Source organism: Sphingomonas endolithica (assembly GCF_025231525.1).
Taxonomy (GTDB): Bacteria; Pseudomonadota; Alphaproteobacteria; order Sphingomonadales; family Sphingomonadaceae; genus Sphingomonas; species Sphingomonas endolithica.
This window is the reverse complement of the sequence record NZ_CP103057.1, coordinates 3,151,899-3,167,083: the sequence shown is the minus strand read 5'-3', so window position 1 is coordinate 3,167,083 and position 15,185 is coordinate 3,151,899. Positions and strand designations below refer to the sequence as shown.

Here is a 15,185-nt window from a genome sequence, read left to right as displayed (position 1 = left end):
TCATGCGACTGATTTCCCTGCTTTCCTTCTCGGCGGCGTTATTGGCCGCCAATCCTGCGGTGGCACGGGATCGCGAGATGCCGTCGGCCGATCAGGTCGCGCGCGCCTTGGACGACCCTCAGGTCCAGGCAGGCGTCGCCACCGTGCTCGACGCCTTTGCCGGGGCGGTGCTCGACACGCATGTCGGGCCGCTGTCGCATTATACGGGCAAGGTCCGGTCGAGCGATACGTTGCGCGATCTTGCCCGGCGCGACGATCCACAGTTCGATCGCCACTTGCAGGAACAGACGCGCGGCGCGGTGGCGCTGGCCGGGCGGACCGCGCGTGACGCCGCCACGATGCAGAAGGAATTGAGCGCGACCGCTGCACGGCTGCGCAGCCTGTTCGCCATGACCTCGGCCGCTCTGGATACCGCCGCTAGTGGCGCGCCCGGCGATAAGTAAGTCCAATGGCTCTGCCAGCTAAACCAAGGTTTGGCGCGCGATTGCCCGGCCCGCCACGTCACTCCCCTAGCAAAAACGTGGATCCGGTGCGCGTCGGTGGCACCGGCAAGCCCAGCAGGGCGCAAAAAGCGATAACCACGGCCGCGTTCAACCATCGATTGTCGATGAGATACGGCCGTACCGCCTGGGGCCGTGATGCCACCTCGCGCAACAATGCGCGCGCTTCGTCCACGGCATCATGCGGTACGCGCACGTGAATGCCGCCCAGGGCCACCATCAGCACCGGATTGACCGCCGCATGTGCCGCACCAATCGCTAGATTGGGAATACCGTAGAAGTGCAGCATCGACCGTAGCACCAGCGTTTCCGGCTGATTGTAGGTGATCGCTACCGTCTCCAACCTGTCGTCAGCCATTCTCGCCTTCCCCCGCCCGCTCAGTCGATCTAACACGCCCCCATGTGGCAACTCCATCAATTCCCGCTCTGCCCGTTTTCGCGCAAGGTGCGCCTGCTGCTGGGTGAAAAAGGCGTCGGGTACGAACTCGTGCGCGAACGCCCATGGGAGCGGCGCGACGAGTTCCTCGACATGAACCCCGCCGGACAAGTGCCGGTGATGACCGACACCACGCGCAAGATCCTGCTGATGGATTCGATGGTGATCTGCGAATATCTCGAAGAAACGGTCGAGAAAGCGGCGATGATCAGCGGCACTGCAATCAACCGCGCGGAGATCCGCCGCCTAGTCATGTGGTTCGACCATCATTTCTTCGCCGACATCACGGCGCCGCTGCTCCACGAGCGCATGGTCAAACGTCTGGTGACCAAGGAAGCCCCCGATTCGAAAGCGCTGCGCGAGGCGATGAAGGCGGCGGTGCGCCACCTCGATTATACCGACTATCTGCTCGGCCATCACAATTGGATCGCCGGCACGACGATGAGTCTGGCCGACCTTGCCGCCGCAGCGCAGATTTCGGTCGCGGATTATCTCGGCGGTATCGACTGGAAGAATCACGAGGAAACCGCGCGCTGGTATGCCGGGATGAAAAGCCGGCCGAGCTTCCGGCCGTTGCTGTCGGAGCGGATGGAGGGGATCGCCCCGCCATCCCACTATGACGACGTGAACTTCTGATGCACGTGACGCACGATGCAGCGGCCGGCATTGCGGCGGAGATCGGGTTCGACGCTTTCCTGGCAGTCGATATCCGGGTCGGCACGATCATCGAAGCGCTTCCCTTCCCCCAGGCGCGCAAGCCCGCATACCGACTGGCGATAGATTTCGGCCCGGTGATCGGGATCAAGCGATCCTCGGCACAGATCACGGAGCATTACACGTTGGAAGACTTGGCTGGCCGGCAAGTGGCGGCGGTGGTCAACTTCCCGCCGCGGCAGATCGGGCCGATGATGTCGGAGGTCCTGACCCTGGGCTTCCCCGATGCCGATGGCAAAGTGGTACTGGTTACCCCGAGCAAGGACGTGCCCAATGGCGGGCGCCTCTTCTAGCCGGCCCCGCGTGGGCACTGCCGGCTGGGCGATCCCGGCGCCGTCGCGCGGCGACTTCCCCGAACAGGGCAGCCAGCTCGAGCGCTATGCGACGCGGCTGGACGCCGCCGAGATCAATTCCAGCTTCCATCGCCCCCATCGGCGCACGACCTACGAACGCTGGGCGGCAAGCGTGCCGCCCGGCTTCCGCTTCGCCGTCAAGCTGCCCAAGACGATCACGCATGAGCGGCGTCTGGTCGAGGTCGACGATCTGCTCGGCCGTTTCGGTGAAGAGGTGGCCGGGCTCGGCGACAAGCGCGGGCCTTTATTGGTGCAATTGCCACCGAGCTTGGTGTTCGACGAGGCAGTGGCTGCGGCTTTCTTCGCGCACGCGGCGGGCGTGCTTGGCGGCGCGTTCGCTTGCGAACCGCGGCATGCTAGCTGGTTCACACTGGAGGCCGATAACTTTCTGGTCGCGCATCGCATCGCCCGCGTCGCGGCCGACCCGGCACGTGTGCCGGAGGCAGCGACACCGGGCGGCTGGCGCGGACTGAGCTACGCGCGGTGGCATGGCTCGCCGCAAATGTATCGCTCGGATTACGATGCGCTGGCGCTGGCGGGGCATGCCGACGTGGCGCGTGCGGCGCCCGACGAGCAGTGGACGATCTACGACAATACCAGCGCTGGCTTCGCACTGGGCAATGCGCTTACCTTGGCGCGCCTGGTGGAGTGATCTGCCGAATGTCGAGACCTGCCACCGGGCAGCCTACCCCGCCAGGCTTTTCGATGCCTGTTCGAACATGTCCTTCGACAGCCCGGGCGTTCCTACGATCCGCTCCAGTTCCGCCTTCATCAGCCCCGCGCGCTTTGCGTCGAACCGGCGCCAGCGCCCGAGCGGCGGCAGCAGCTTGGCCGCGGTCTGTGGGTTCAGCTTATCAAGCGCGATCAACTGGTCGGCGACGAAGCGATAGCCGGCACCACTGGCGGCATTGAAGGCCCGCTGGTTGACGCTGAAGGCACCGATCAGGGCGCGCGCACGGTTGGGATTGGCGAGCGTGAAATCACGGTGCCGCGCCAGTTCCTGGACAGTTGCCAGCGTGTCGTCGCGCGGCGACAACGCCTGCGTCTGGAACCATTTGTCGAGCACCAGCGCATTATCACCGTACAGGTTGTAGAAGATGTCGAGCGCTGCCACGCGTTCGGCCGTGTCACCGGCGATCAGCGTGGTCAGCGCCCCCTGCCGATCGGTCATGTTGTCCGCCGCCTCGAACTGGCGGAAGGCAAGCGCCGGTGCATCGGCAGCACCGCTGGCGGCGATATAGCCGAGCGCCACTGTCTTCAGCCGGCGAAGCCCCTTGGCGGCTGGCGTATATTCGAAGCGCTCGGCTAGCGCGCCCTCATAGTGCGCGCGCCACCGGACATCCAATTGTCGTCCAAGATCACGCCGCAGCGCCTCGCGCGCGCGGAAGATCGCCTCCGGATCGACCAGCGGCATCTGATCGCCGACAAAGGCGTCGGACGGGAGCAGCACCGCCTCGGCAATGAATGCCGGATCCAGCGAGGCATCGTCCAGCGTGCCCGCCACCGCTGCGATCACCGCCGCGTGATCGGCGCGGCCGAGCGTCGCGCTTTCCACCAGTGTGTCGAGCATCAATTGCTGCATCGCCTCGTACCGGGCGAAAGGATCGTCGTCATGCGCGCTGAGAAAGGCCAGATCGGCCGCCGAGCGATCGGTCTCGACGATGATCGGCGCGGAGAAGCCGCGGTTGATCGACAGCACCGGCCGTTCGGTCACACCGTCGAAAATCATCTGCTGGCCGGCGGTGTCGAGCATCACCAACTGCTCGCCCGACAGGGTCGTCGCGGTGTCCGCGCCGAACAGCTTGATCTTGAGCGGCAAGACCATCGGCTGCTTGTCCGGCTGACCGGGCGTCGGCAGCGTCCGCTGAGACAAAGTCAGTATCGCGCGGCCGCTGCCCGGCTCGTGACGCAGACTGGCCGTCACGCGCGGCGTGCCGGCCTGCGAATACCACAAGCGGAACTGCGTCAGATCGACGCCGCTGCCGAACTCCATCGAGCGGACGAAATCCTCGCACGTCGCCGCGGTGCCATCGAAGCGGTCGAAATATAGATCGGTCGCGGTGCGGAAGCGTTCGGCGCCCAGGATGGTGGCGATCATGCGGATCACCTCGGCGCCCTTGTTGTAGATCGTGGCCGTGTAGAAGTTGGAGATTTCCTGGTATTCGTCCGGCCGGATCGGGTGCGCCAGCGGGCCGGCATCTTCGGGGAATTGGGCGGCGCGCAAGCCGCGCACATCCTCTATCCGCTTGACCGCCGCGCTGCCCTGATCGGCAGAGAAGCCTTGATCCCGGAACACGGTGAAGCCCTCCTTCAGCGAAAGCTGGAACCAATCGCGGCATGTGATGCGATTACCAGACCAATTGTGGAAATATTCGTGTGCGACGACGGCGGCGATCGCATCGAAATCGTAATCCGTCGCAGTGTCTGCATCGGCCAGGATGTAGCGGCTGTTGAAGATGTTCAGCCCCTTATTCTCCATCGCGCCGAAGTTGAAATCGTCCACCGCGACGATGTTGAACACGTCGAGATCATATTCGCGCCCATAGACGCGCTCGTCCCACGCCATCGATGTCTGCAGCGCGGCCAGTGCATGCTCGGTCTTGGGCAAGTCGGCCGCGCGTACCCAGATCGCCAGTGCCACCTCGCGGCCGGACATCGTCGTGAAGCGCGCGCGATTGGCGACCAGATTGCCAGCGACGAGCGCGAACAGATAGCACGGCTTGGGGAACGGGTCGTGCCACTCCGCCCAATGCCGGCCAGCGGGCAACTCGCCGGCCGCGGTAGGATCGCCGTTGGCAAGCAGCACCGGGTAACGCGCTTGGTCGGCCGACATGCGCACCGTGTACACGCTCAACACATCGGGACGGTCGGGGAAGAAGGTGATGCGGCGGAAGCCCTCCGCCTCGCACTGCGTGCACAGGTTACCGCCCGAGGCGTAGAGCCCCATCAGCTGCGTGTTGCGCTCAGGAGCGATCTCAACCTCGGTTTCGACGATATGATCGGCGCCGCTCAGCGGGATCACCAGCGCCCCATCCTCATGCCGCCAGTCGTTTACGGCAACGCCGTCCACCTTGACGATGATCGGCGTCAGTCCATCGCCATCCAAAATCAGCGGATTACCATGGGCGCTGGTCCGCACCACCTGCAGCGTGGCGCGGACGCGCGTCGCGGCTGCATCCAAGTCGAAGTCGAGCGCGATCGTCGGGACCTGCCAGTCGGGCGGAGTATAATCTATCCGGCGGATGATATGGGGCGTGGCGCTGGCGGTCTGGATGTCGAGCATGCGATGACGACTACAGGAGCAGATATGCGCTATGCTACCGAAATCGCACGGCTCTTGCGTGGGATTGCAAGGGTGCTACCCGCTTGGGACGAATAAAGCGGGAAGTGATCCAGATGTTCCGAATAATGGGCGCGGTCGCGCTCGCAGCGATTGCCGGCGGCGCCTTTGCCGCAGATACGCCCCCTGCCGCCACGCCCAAGCGAACCGCCAAGGCCACCAACGCGATCGTCACTGCGCCGCTGCCCGAAGATCAGGCGGCGATGAAGGCGCACGTGATGTTTCTTGCCTCGGATGCGATGCGCGGGCGCGAGGCGGGCAGTGCCGAGTACGACATCGCCGCGCAATATGTCGCCGCGCAATTCTACGCGGCGGGTCTGCGGCCCGGCGGTGACGATGGCGGCTATCTTCAGCGCGTGCCGCTCGTCACCTACAAGGCAGCGGACAAGGGGAATATGGTGCTGTCGCGTCCCGGCACCTCGCCGCTGACGTTCGTTTTCGGGGAGGACTACGCGCCCGGCGTCGATCCGGCGAAGCGCGCGACTGCGGTCGATGCGCCCGTAATATTCGTCGGCTACGGCATCGTCGCGCCGCACGTGAAACGCGACGACTATGCCGGCGTCGATGCGCGCGGCAAGATCGTCGCCTATTTCGGTGGCGCGCCCGACAGCCTGCAGAGCGAGGAACGCGCGCATTTCTCCAGCGCCGGCACCAAGCAGGCGATCGCCGCCGACCATGGCGCGGTCGGCACGCTGACGCTCGAGCGCGCCGGCCCGCGCAGTACGCCCTTCGCGCGTGCCGCCGAGGCATGGGACCGGGCGCGCACGATCTGGGCCAATGCCGACGGCACCGGCAAGGCGGAGGGTGCCCCGATGCTCGGTACGCTGAGCCAACCGGGCGCAGCCAAGCTGTTCGCCGGCGCCCGCACGCCTTGGACGCAGGTCGCCAAGCTTGCCGCCAACAGCGAGGCCAGGTTCAAGGCCGAGCAATTGCCCGGCAACTTGACCATCGCGCTGCACACCAATTTCGAGCCCAAGACGAGCAGCAACGTCGTAGGGCTGATCCCGGGTAGCGATGCGGCAATCGGCAAGCAGGTCGTGATCCTTTCTGCGCATCTCGATCATGTCGGCGTCGGCAAGGCCGATGCGACCGGCGACACGATCTATAATGGCGCGGAGGACAATGCGGTCGGCATCGCCAGCCTGATCGAGGAAGCCAGGCGCTTCAAGGCGAGCGGCAAGCCGCCGCGCCGCACGATCATGTTCCTGGCCGTCACCGCCGAGGAAAAGGGGCTGGTCGGCTCCGATTATTTCGCCAACCACCCCACGGTGCCGCTCACCAGCATCGTCGCCGACGTCAATCTCGACATGCCGATCATCACCTACAAGTTCGAGGACATGACGGTGTTCGGTGCCGATCGCTCGACACTCGGGCCGATCGTCGCCAAGGCCGCGGCGACAAAAGGCGTGGTGATGTCGCCCGACCCCGATCCGGCAATGGGCCTGTTCGTACGCAGCGACCATTATCGTTTCGTGCAAAAAGGCGTGCCCTCGGTCTTCCTATGGCCAGGCAAAAAGGGAGCGGGCAAGGCAGCGTGGGACGACTTCTTCGCGCACCATTACCACCAGCCCTCGGACGAGATCACGCTGCCGCTCGACTGGGCGCAGGGCGTGCGCTTCGTCGAGACCAATTACGCCATCGCGCGCGAGATCGCGGATGGCGACGAGCGCCCGCGCTGGAACAAGGGTGATTTCTTCGGCCTGCTCTACAATGGCTTCGGCGCGCGATAGTTTGTCGCCTGATGCCCAGCGAAGGCCGGGGGCCCAGTCAAGAAGGATCCCGTCATGAAGCGCCACGCCGGGAAACGGGGATCTACATGTCTCGCCTGCTGATCTTCGGGCTCGGCTACACCGCAGGCCACATCACCGCGGCGTTGCGGCAGCGCGGCTGGAACGTCATCGGCACTACGCGTGATGGCCGGGATGACACGCTCGCCTTTGGCGACACCGCCACGGTGACGCGCGAACTGGCGCGCGCCACGCACATCCTGTCCTCTGTCCCTCCCGCAGGCGACTCAGACCCCGTCCTCGCCAAGTACGGCCAAGCGCTGAACGCATCGTCCGCCCGGCGCGGCTATCTCTCCTCCACCGGTGTCTACGGGGATGCAGACGGCGCTTGGGTCGACGAGAGCGCCCCGACGACCGGGCGCCGCGCCCCGCGCGTCGCGGCGGACCAGGCTTGGCTGGCGCTTGGCGCGCGAGTGTTCCGGCTGCCCGGCATCTACGGCCCGGGACGCTCCGCGCTCGATCGCGTGGCGGAAGGCCGCGCGCACCGCGTCGATCTGCCTTCCCAGGTGTTCAGCCGCGTGCATGTCGAAGATATCGTCTCGGGCGTCATCGCGGCATTGGATGCGCCGCCCGGCGCCTACAATCTCGCCGATGATGGGCCGTGCGGGCAGAACGAGGTGATCGCCTATGCCGCCCACCTGCTCGGGCAGGCCGCGCCGCCGTTCGTCGGTCTCGACACGCTGAGCCCGATGGCGCGCAGCTTCTATGCCGAGAATCGCCGCGTCGCCAACGCCAAGGCCAAGCGCGTGCTCGGCTGGCGCCTGCGTTATCCCGATTACCGGTTGGGCCTCCGGGCTCTCAGCGCAATGACCAGCCCGACCATTGCCAGCACCGCGCCTGCACCCGCAAGCCAGGACCAGCGATAGCCCTCGAACAATGTCGACAGGATCATCGCGATCACCGGCGTGACCACGCCTGAATAGGCCGCCTTGGCCGGACCGATCACGCGGATCAGCCCGAAATACAGCGTAAAGGCGACCGCCGAGGCGAACACGCCGAGATACAGCACGCCCGCGACATAGCCGATCCGCCAGTCCAACACCGGCGCCCCGGTCAATGCGGTGGCCAATGTCGCGTCGAACGCCGCGCCGATCAGCATCGACATCCCCAGCATCGTCGCCATCGGGTAACGCTTGGCCGTTGCCGTGCCCTGCATGACATTGGCGGTCGAGGCAGAGCAGACGGCGAGCAGGGTGATGCCGATCCCCGCCAGCACCGCCTGCGCGCCCGTCCCGGCAACGCGCGCCTCGTGCAGGAACAGCAGCGCCACGCCCGCCATCGCCACACCCGAGCCGAGCAGCAGCTGCGCACCCATCCGTTGACCGAGGAAGATGCGTGACAGGATCGCGTTCGGCACCAGCAGCAGCGCGAACACCGCCGCCACCAGCCCGGAAGTAACGTAGCTCTCGGCGCGGTAGACGAAGTTGAAGTTCAGGCAAAATTGCGCGAGGCCGAGCGCCGCCGCGAACCGCCAACCACGTGCGTCCAGCGCCAGCCGTTCGCGCTTCACCGCCGCATAAACGAGCATCGTCAGCCCAGCGACGAGGAAGCGATAGGTCACCGACCAGCTCGGCGGCACCACGCCCAGCTGGTCCTTGATCACCAGCCAGGTCGATCCCCAAATCAACGTGACGATCGCGAACGGGATCAGCACCGCCAGCCTGGTCGATCGTGGCGCGGACTTCTGGTTCATCCGCGTTCGGAGAGCTTGCGCTCCCATGCGAGGGCATCGGTGACGATCAGGTCAAGATCGTCGCGTCTGGGCGTCCAATCGAGCGTGCGCAGGATCGCCGCATTGTCCGAGATGAGCGCCGCGGGATCGCCCGGGCGGCGGCCCTGGCGATTGCGCACAATCTGCACGTTGGTCACGCGATCGACCGCATCGAGCACTTCGTTGACCGAGAAGCCACGCCCATAGCCAGCGTTGAGCGTGTGGCTGCGCGTCGGTTCGGCGATGAGCAAGTCGAGTGCGGCGACATGCGCGGCGGCGAGATCGCTCACATGAATGTAATCGCGCACGCCGGTGCCGTCGGGTGTGTCGAAATCGGTGCCGAAGACCGCGACACTATCACGCTTGCCCGTAGCCGCTTCGACGGCGACCTTGATCAGGTGCGTGGCGCCAGCCGTGGATTGCCCGCTGCGCCCTTCTGGATCGGCGCCGGCGACGTTGAAATAACGCAACGCGGCGTAGTTCATCGGATGCGCTGCCGCGACATCGCGCAACATCGCCTCGGTCATCAGCTTCGACATGCCGTACGGGTTGATCGGCACGGTCGGGCTGGTCTCCGACACCTTCTCGGTAGTCGGCGTGCCATACGTCGCGGCGGTGGAGGAGAAGATGAAGTGCGGGACGCTTTCGGTCACCGCGCTTTCGATCAGCGAGCGGCTGGCAGCGGTGTTGTTACGATAATATTTTAGCGGATCACTGACCGATTCCGGCACCACGACAGAGCCGGCAAAATGCATGATCGCCTTCACGTGATGCCCGCGGATCGCGGCGCGCACGCGGCCCTCATCCTCGATCGCGCATTCGATCAACGTCGCGCGCTCGTCAACCGCCCAATCGAACCCAGTGACGAGATTGTCGACCACGACCACGCCGTAGCCGGCATCGAGCAGCGCCAGCACCGCATGGCTGCCGATATAGCCTGCGCCGCCCGTTACCATCACCGTCATGTCGTTCATCATCACCGCTCCTCTGGCATGAGCGCCTACCAGCGGTGATTGCACCGCGCCACCGGCTTCCTATCTTGGCTTCAAGCAGATCAAGGAGTTTATCGATGGCAAGCCAAGTCGCCACGCTCGCAGGCGGATGTTTCTGGTGCACGGAAGCCGTGTTTAACGACGTGATCGGCGTCGAGAAGGTCGAGAGCGGTTATATCGGCGGCACGGTCGAGAACCCGACCTATCGCCAGGTATGCGCTGGCGACACTGGCCATGCCGAGGCAATCCGCATTACCTTCGATGCCGACCAGCTGAGCTACGCCGACCTGCTCGACATCTTCTTCGCCACGCACGATGCGACGCAGCTCAACCGCCAGGGAAACGATGTCGGTACCCAATACCGGTCGGCGATCTTCCCGCATTCGGACGAGCAGGAAACCGAGGCTCGCGCGGCAATGGCGCGTGCCGGGGCAACGTCATCGGGGCCGATTGTGACCACGATCGAACCACTCTCCGAATGGTATCCGGCCGAGGATTACCATCAGGAATATTGGGAAACCGAAGGCCGCAGCAATCCCTATTGCATGGCGGTGATCCCGCCCAAGCTGCAGAAGCTGCGCAAGAGCTTCGCTGCGCGGTCCAAGGCGGCGGTGTCGGCCTGAAGAAGGTCTGGTTCGCGCAGAGGCGCAGAGAGCGCGGAGCAGAAGAAACTTCTTCTCTGCGTCCTCCGCGCCTCTGCGCGAACCAATTCTACGGTCGATGCGCAGCGCGCCGTAGCCGATCGTTGATCGCCGCGCCAATGCCGTGGGACGGGATCGGCGCAATGCCGAGCGTCTTCCGGTCGCTAGCGTCGGCGCGGTGAAGCGCATCGAAGAGGTACGCTGCGGCTTCCGTCAAATCGCCAGCGGTGGAAAGCGTGTCGTCCCCCCCAATCGCGCCGAAACCGATCAGCCATTCGCCGGGGCGCGCCTCAGTCGCGTTGAGACGTAGCGACTTGCGCGGCGCATAATGACTGTCGAGCTGCCCCGGCGCACTGACGTTCCCCGGCGAACGCCGGGGCTCAGTTACGCCGTCCATCGCGACTGGCTCCCGGCCTCCGCCCGGGAACATGTCCGACAATAACTCGGCCGTGATAGGCCCCTCGCGCAGGATGCGCATCCCGCCCGCCGTCGCCACGATCGTCGACTCTACCCCCACCTCAGTCGCCCCATCGTCGATCACCAGCGATATCCGCCCACCCAGACTCGCCAAAACATGCGCCGCCCGCGTCGGGCTGATCCCACCGCTGGCATTGGCGGACGGCGCCGCCAACGGCACGCCGCTTGCCTCCAACAATGCCCGCATCGCCCGGTGCGCCGGAACCCGGACCGCCACCGTCTCCAGCCCGGCAGTCACCAGCGAGGCGATCCCTCCATCCTCCCGCACCGGCAGCACCAAGGTCAGCGGCCCTGGCCAGAATGCCGCCGCCAGCCGCAGCGCCGTGTCGTCAAACACTGCAATCCGCTCCGCCGCCGCCAGGTCCAGCACGTGCACGATCAGCGGGTTGAAGCTCGGCCGCCCCTTCGCCACATAGATCCCCGCCACCGCCGCCGAATCGGTCGCATCCGCCGCCAGCCCGTACACCGTCTCGGTCGGCACCGCGACACACCCGCCACCCGCAATCACCCGTGCCGCGTCGGCAATCGCGGCCGCGCCGTAGGGTAAGGTCCGCGTCTCGTGCTGGGGGTTTGGATCGGCCATGTCCCGGCGCTATAGCGCCCCGGAACCAACAGGATAAGAGCAATGCCTTTCACCCCCGCCACCGCCGACCAGCGCTTCGTGCTGGAGCATGTCACGCACATTGCCGAACTTGCGCAAAGCGAACGCTTCGCTGCCGCCAGCGACGATGTGGTCGATGCGGTGCTCGAGGGCGTCGGGCAATTCGCCGAGGGGGAATGGGCACCACTGCAGCGCATCGGCGACACGGTCGGCGCCAAGTGGACGACGGACGGTGTGGTGATGCCCGACGGGTTCGTGCAAGCCTATCACGACTATGTCGAGGGCGGCTGGGGCACGATCGGCGTGCCTGAGGAACATGGCGGCCAGGGCCTGCCCTTCGCAATCCAGACCGCAGTGCTGGAGACGCTGGGCAGCGCGAACATGGGCTTCGCGCTCGCCCCGACGCTGACCGTCGGTGCGATCGAGGCACTGGCACATCACGGCAGCGCGGAGCAGCAGGCGCTGTATCTGCCGCATCTCGCCACCGGCGAATGGACCGGCACGATGAACCTCACCGAGCCACAGGCCGGGTCCGATGTCGGCGCGCTGCGCAGCACCGCGACACCGCTCGGGGACGGCAAGTTCGCCATCAAGGGCACCAAGATCTACATCTCGTTTGGCGATCACGACATGGCGCCGAACATCGTCCACCTCGTCCTTGCTCGCACGCCAGGCGCACCGCTGGGCACCAAGGGAATCTCGCTGTTCCTCGTGCCGAAATACCGGTTGAACGAAGACGGCACGCCGGGCGATTTCAACGACGTTCGCGTTGTCTCGATCGAGCACAAGATGGGGCTGCACGCCTCGCCGACCTGCGTGCTGAGCTTCGGCGACAACGATGACTGCATAGGCGAGCTGATCGGTGCCGAATTCGGCGGCATCCGCGCCATGTTCACGATGATGAACAATGCCCGGCTCAACGTTGGCCTGCAGGGTGTGCAGGTTGCGGAAGGCGCAACCCAGGCGGCGGTCGCCTATGCACTGGATCGAGTCCAGTCGGCACGCGCCGGCGGCGCCAGCCGCGATTCCGTGCGGATCGTCGAACACCCCGACGTCCGCCGGATGCTGATGCGCATGAAGGCCCAGACCCAGGCAGCCCGCGCTTTGGTCTATCTCGCGGCGGCGCAGGTCGATCGCGCGACGCTTGGCGAAGCAGGCGCGCAGAACCGGCTCGACATTCTCACCCCGCTCGCCAAAGCGCACGGCACCGATATCGGTTGCCAAGTCAGCTCGATCGGCGTGCAGGTGTTCGGCGGCATGGGCTATGTCGAGGAAACCGGGGCGGCGCAGTTCTTCCGCGATGCGCGCATCACGCCGATCTACGAAGGTACCAACGGCATCCAGGCCGCTGATCTGGTCGGGCGCAAGCTCGGGCTCGATAACGGCGCGGCGTTCGCGGCACTGATCGCCGATATGCGCGCGGAGGCTCGCGATTCCGAGCTGATCGCGCTGATTGACGCTTGCGAGGAAATCGGACGCGGCATGATGGCGCTCGACGCCGACGACAAGCTTGCCGGCTCCTACCCGTTCCTCACCATGCTGTCGGTCGCGACATGCGGCTGGCTGATGGAGCGGCTCGGCCGCGCTACCGAGGGCGCGACGGGTGATGCCGGGTTCCTGGCGATGAAGAAGGCCGCGACGCGCTTCTATGTCGAACAGATCGTGCCCGAGGCTCTTGGCCTGAAGGCCGCGGCGACGGCGCACGCGGAAGTGCTGTATTCGGTCGAGGCCGAGGCCTTCGCTGCATGAGCTTCGATCTCGATTCCTATCTCGCGCGCCTGACGCTTGGCGCACGGCCGTCGCCCGATGCCGAGGGGCTGGCGCGACTGCAGCGCGCGCACCGGCTGGCGATACCGTTTGAGAATCTCGACGTGATGCTCGGGCGCGCTATCGCGCTCGATAGTGACAGCGTGTTCGCCAAGCTCGTCACGGCACGGCGTGGCGGCTATTGCTTCGAACACAACCGGCTGTTCCGCGATGGGCTGGCGGCGCTGGGGTTCGTTGCCCGGCCACTGCTCGGCCGCGTGTGGCTGCTCGGCAGCGACACGCCGGGTTTGACGCATACGCTCAGCCTGGTGACGATCGACGGGCAGGACTGGATAGCCGATCCGGGGTTCGGCGGCAGCTATACGCCGCCCATGCCGCTGGTCGATGGCGCGACGGCGATGGCACCGGATGGCGCGGCGTTCCGGCTCGACGCGGACCCGGTCTATGGCTGGATGCTGTCACGCGACGGCGGTCAGGGATGGCAGCGGCAATACAGCTTTACGCTGGCGCAGGTGTGGGACGCCGACCTGGCGATGGGCAATCATTGGTGCGCAACCGCGCCGGTCAGCCGGTTCACCAAAAGCAATATCGTCAGCATCGTGCTGCCGAACGGCTTTGCGAGCCTGCAGGATCGCGACTACAAGCGGCGCAACGGCAGCGACGAAACAAGCGCGGAAATTACCGATCCTCGCGTTTATAAGCTGCGATTGAGCATGATGTTCGGGATCGATCTGGGTGCGGAAGAGATCGCGGCGCTGGGCGTGTTTGCGGCGGCGTAGGTCCACCCCCGAGCCGGCAGATTAAGCCCGCTCGCGCTCGAGCAAATCCGCGACATCCAGACCTAGCAGCGTGATGTGGCTGCGTATCCGCGGCCAGCTCGTCTTCAGGAACAGCTCCCGCTCCGCCAGCTTCAGACGCTCGACCGCGCCCGGCAGCACGAACATGCCGACGCCGCGGCGCACCTCGACATAGCCGTCGTCCTGGAAGCTCTGATAGGCCTTGGCGACCGTCAGCGGGTTGGCGCCATGCTCGGCGGCGAGCGCGCGGACCGAGGGCAATTGATCGCCAGCGCCGAAATCGCCGCGCAGGATGCCGGCCGAGATCGTCGCGCGTAGCTTCAGATATACCGGGCTGTCGTCGCTGTTGAGCGCTGTCATAGCGCCTTAATACAGCAATGGGGCAAAAGGTCCAGCATCAAACCGGGCGCCATTGCGACACGATCCGGCCCATATCGGGTCGCGGCCGCTCATCGAGCGGGCGGCCGGGCGTACCGATGAACATGAAGCCCACGATCCGCTCCGAAGCCGAACCGAAAGCATCGCGCACGGCATCGCTGGCACTTGGCCAGCCGGTCAGCCAGCCGGCGGCAAAGCCCAGCGCGTGGCAGGCGTGCAGCAGGTTCATCGCCGCGGCCCCTGCGGACAATTCCTGCTCCCACAATGGAATATGGCTCTCGGTCTTCGGTGAAAACAGCATGACCACTAGCGTCGGCGCCTGATGCGCGAACTGATCGAGCGACTCGATCTCGCCACGCTTGGCGTCGGAGCGTTCAGCGCGATAGGCATGGGTGATCACGTCCGCCAGCGCATCCCGAGCCTCATCCGCCACGATCACGAAGCGCCACGGGGCCAGCTTGCCATGATCCGGAGTCCGCGCGGCAATTTCCAGGATCGTCGCCAGTTGTGCCGCGTCGGGGCCGGGCGCAATCAGGTCGCGCGGCTTGCCCGAGCGGCGTGTGGCGAGCAAAGATAGCGGGGTGGTTGTGTCGTTCAGGATCATGCCAGCCATCTAGGGATGACCCGCGCGTATTTACACCCGGGCGATAGGCGTTAGTCTTATCGGCATCAAAGGCGCCGCGTTCGACCG

The 15,185-nt window shown here is 65.6% G+C and carries 16 protein-coding genes; 9 read left to right on the top strand and 7 right to left on the bottom strand.

All coding sequences use genetic code 11. The annotated features are described in order from the left end of the window. Positions 1–2 precede the first annotated feature (2 nt). A complete protein-coding gene (locus tag NV382_RS14940) occupies positions 3–443 on the top strand; it encodes a hypothetical protein (RefSeq protein ID WP_260597511.1) in 441 nt (146 codons plus the stop codon). Positions 444–501: 58 nt separating this feature from the next. Here NV382_RS14940 and NV382_RS14935 read toward each other — a convergent pair whose 3' ends face one another. Then, positions 502–858 carry a hypothetical protein gene (locus NV382_RS14935; protein WP_260597510.1) on the bottom strand — a complete coding sequence of 119 codons (357 nt, stop codon included), beginning with the start codon at positions 856–858 and terminating at the stop codon, positions 502–504. Between the two features lie 42 nt (positions 859–900). On the opposite strand from NV382_RS14935, the gene NV382_RS14930 reads away from it, so the two are divergent. Genes NV382_RS14930 through NV382_RS14920 form a run of 3 tightly spaced genes read left to right on the top strand, consistent with a single transcriptional unit; the run spans position 901 to position 2,655 of the window. Then, the gene (locus tag NV382_RS14930) at positions 901–1,572 is read left to right on the top strand and encodes a glutathione S-transferase family protein (RefSeq protein ID WP_260597509.1); all 672 of its coding nucleotides are present in this window, start codon (positions 901–903) and stop codon (positions 1,570–1,572) included. Then, entirely contained in the window at positions 1,572–1,943 is a 372-nt protein-coding gene (locus tag NV382_RS14925; protein WP_260597508.1) for a tRNA-binding protein, read from the top strand. The genes NV382_RS14930 and NV382_RS14925 overlap by 1 nt, the downstream gene beginning before the upstream one ends. Beyond that, a complete protein-coding gene (locus NV382_RS14920) occupies positions 1,924–2,655 on the top strand; it encodes a DUF72 domain-containing protein (RefSeq protein WP_260597507.1) in 732 nt (243 codons plus the stop codon). The genes NV382_RS14925 and NV382_RS14920 overlap by 20 nt, the downstream gene beginning before the upstream one ends. Positions 2,656–2,688: 33 nt before the next feature. Here the strand turns inward: NV382_RS14920 and pepN are convergent, their stop codons facing one another. After that, complete coding sequence (gene pepN, locus NV382_RS14915; protein WP_260597506.1) at positions 2,689–5,286, bottom strand: aminopeptidase N; 2,598 nt, start codon at positions 5,284–5,286, stop codon at positions 2,689–2,691. 113 nt (positions 5,287–5,399) lie between these two features. Here pepN and NV382_RS14910 point away from each other — a divergent pair, with 113 nt between their 5' ends. Together NV382_RS14910 and NV382_RS14905 are read left to right on the top strand one after the other, a co-directional pair. After that, positions 5,400–7,073, top strand: coding sequence for a M28 family metallopeptidase (locus tag NV382_RS14910; protein ID WP_260597505.1), 1,674 nt, complete (start codon positions 5,400–5,402; stop codon positions 7,071–7,073). A gap of 86 nt (positions 7,074–7,159) precedes the next feature. Further along, positions 7,160–7,996, top strand: a complete 837-nt coding sequence (locus NV382_RS14905; RefSeq protein WP_260597504.1) for a Rossmann-fold NAD(P)-binding domain-containing protein — start codon at positions 7,160–7,162, stop codon at positions 7,994–7,996. On the opposite strand, the gene NV382_RS14900 is transcribed toward NV382_RS14905, so the two are convergent. Continuing rightward, entirely contained in the window at positions 7,906–8,823 is a 918-nt protein-coding gene (locus NV382_RS14900; RefSeq protein WP_260597503.1) for a DMT family transporter, read from the bottom strand. The genes NV382_RS14905 and NV382_RS14900 overlap by 91 nt on opposite strands. After that, positions 8,820–9,815 (bottom strand): UDP-glucose 4-epimerase GalE, encoded by a 996-nt coding sequence (galE, locus tag NV382_RS14895; protein WP_260597502.1) that lies wholly within the window; start codon positions 9,813–9,815, stop codon positions 8,820–8,822. The genes NV382_RS14900 and galE overlap by 4 nt, the downstream gene beginning before the upstream one ends. A gap of 95 nt (positions 9,816–9,910) precedes the next feature. Here galE and msrA point away from each other — a divergent pair, with 95 nt between their 5' ends. Further along, complete coding sequence (gene msrA, locus NV382_RS14890; protein WP_260597501.1) at positions 9,911–10,456, top strand: peptide-methionine (S)-S-oxide reductase MsrA; 546 nt, start codon at positions 9,911–9,913, stop codon at positions 10,454–10,456. A gap of 88 nt (positions 10,457–10,544) precedes the next feature. Here the strand turns inward: msrA and NV382_RS14885 are convergent, their stop codons facing one another. After that, the gene (locus NV382_RS14885) at positions 10,545–11,534 is read right to left on the bottom strand and encodes an L-threonylcarbamoyladenylate synthase (RefSeq protein ID WP_260597500.1); all 990 of its coding nucleotides are present in this window, start codon (positions 11,532–11,534) and stop codon (positions 10,545–10,547) included. A 42-nt stretch (positions 11,535–11,576) separates the two neighbouring features. On the opposite strand from NV382_RS14885, the gene NV382_RS14880 reads away from it, so the two are divergent. Together NV382_RS14880 and NV382_RS14875 are read left to right on the top strand one after the other, a co-directional pair. Beyond that, positions 11,577–13,301: an acyl-CoA dehydrogenase gene (locus NV382_RS14880; protein WP_260597499.1), complete on the top strand. Its 1,725-nt coding sequence runs from the start codon at positions 11,577–11,579 to the stop codon at positions 13,299–13,301. Then, the gene (locus NV382_RS14875; protein ID WP_260597498.1) at positions 13,298–14,098 is read left to right on the top strand and encodes an arylamine N-acetyltransferase family protein; all 801 of its coding nucleotides are present in this window, start codon (positions 13,298–13,300) and stop codon (positions 14,096–14,098) included. Before NV382_RS14880 ends, NV382_RS14875 begins: the two co-directional genes overlap by 4 nt. 21 nt (positions 14,099–14,119) lie before the next feature. On the opposite strand, the gene NV382_RS14870 is transcribed toward NV382_RS14875, so the two are convergent. Together NV382_RS14870 and NV382_RS14865 are read right to left on the bottom strand one after the other, a co-directional pair. After that, on the bottom strand, positions 14,120–14,476 hold the full coding sequence (locus NV382_RS14870; RefSeq protein ID WP_260597497.1) for a GntR family transcriptional regulator: 357 nt from the start codon (positions 14,474–14,476) through the stop codon (positions 14,120–14,122). A 37-nt stretch (positions 14,477–14,513) separates the two neighbouring features. Continuing rightward, positions 14,514–15,095, bottom strand: coding sequence for a nitroreductase family protein (locus tag NV382_RS14865; protein WP_260600434.1), 582 nt, complete (start codon positions 15,093–15,095; stop codon positions 14,514–14,516). Positions 15,096–15,185 lie beyond the last annotated feature (90 nt).

Bases quoted from the DNA above. Each gene is read 5' to 3' on its own strand.
- NV382_RS14940 (WP_260597511.1), top strand. From the start codon at position 3: ATGCGACTGATTTCCCTGCTTTCCTTCTCGGCGGCGTTATTGGCCGCC.
- NV382_RS14935 (WP_260597510.1), bottom strand. From the start codon at position 858: ATGGCTGACGACAGGTTGGAGACGGTAGCGATCACCTACAATCAGCCG.
- NV382_RS14930 (WP_260597509.1), top strand. From the start codon at position 901: ATGTGGCAACTCCATCAATTCCCGCTCTGCCCGTTTTCGCGCAAGGTG.
- NV382_RS14925 (WP_260597508.1), top strand. From the start codon at position 1,572: ATGCACGTGACGCACGATGCAGCGGCCGGCATTGCGGCGGAGATCGGG.
- NV382_RS14920 (WP_260597507.1), top strand. From the start codon at position 1,924: ATGGCGGGCGCCTCTTCTAGCCGGCCCCGCGTGGGCACTGCCGGCTGG.
- pepN (WP_260597506.1), bottom strand. From the start codon at position 5,286: ATGCTCGACATCCAGACCGCCAGCGCCACGCCCCATATCATCCGCCGG.
- NV382_RS14910 (WP_260597505.1), top strand. From the start codon at position 5,400: ATGTTCCGAATAATGGGCGCGGTCGCGCTCGCAGCGATTGCCGGCGGC.
- NV382_RS14905 (WP_260597504.1), top strand. From the start codon at position 7,160: ATGTCTCGCCTGCTGATCTTCGGGCTCGGCTACACCGCAGGCCACATC.
- NV382_RS14900 (WP_260597503.1), bottom strand. From the start codon at position 8,823: ATGAACCAGAAGTCCGCGCCACGATCGACCAGGCTGGCGGTGCTGATC.
- galE (WP_260597502.1), bottom strand. From the start codon at position 9,815: ATGAACGACATGACGGTGATGGTAACGGGCGGCGCAGGCTATATCGGC.
- msrA (WP_260597501.1), top strand. From the start codon at position 9,911: ATGGCAAGCCAAGTCGCCACGCTCGCAGGCGGATGTTTCTGGTGCACG.
- NV382_RS14885 (WP_260597500.1), bottom strand. From the start codon at position 11,534: ATGGCCGATCCAAACCCCCAGCACGAGACGCGGACCTTACCCTACGGC.
- NV382_RS14880 (WP_260597499.1), top strand. From the start codon at position 11,577: ATGCCTTTCACCCCCGCCACCGCCGACCAGCGCTTCGTGCTGGAGCAT.
- NV382_RS14875 (WP_260597498.1), top strand. From the start codon at position 13,298: ATGAGCTTCGATCTCGATTCCTATCTCGCGCGCCTGACGCTTGGCGCA.
- NV382_RS14870 (WP_260597497.1), bottom strand. From the start codon at position 14,476: ATGACAGCGCTCAACAGCGACGACAGCCCGGTATATCTGAAGCTACGC.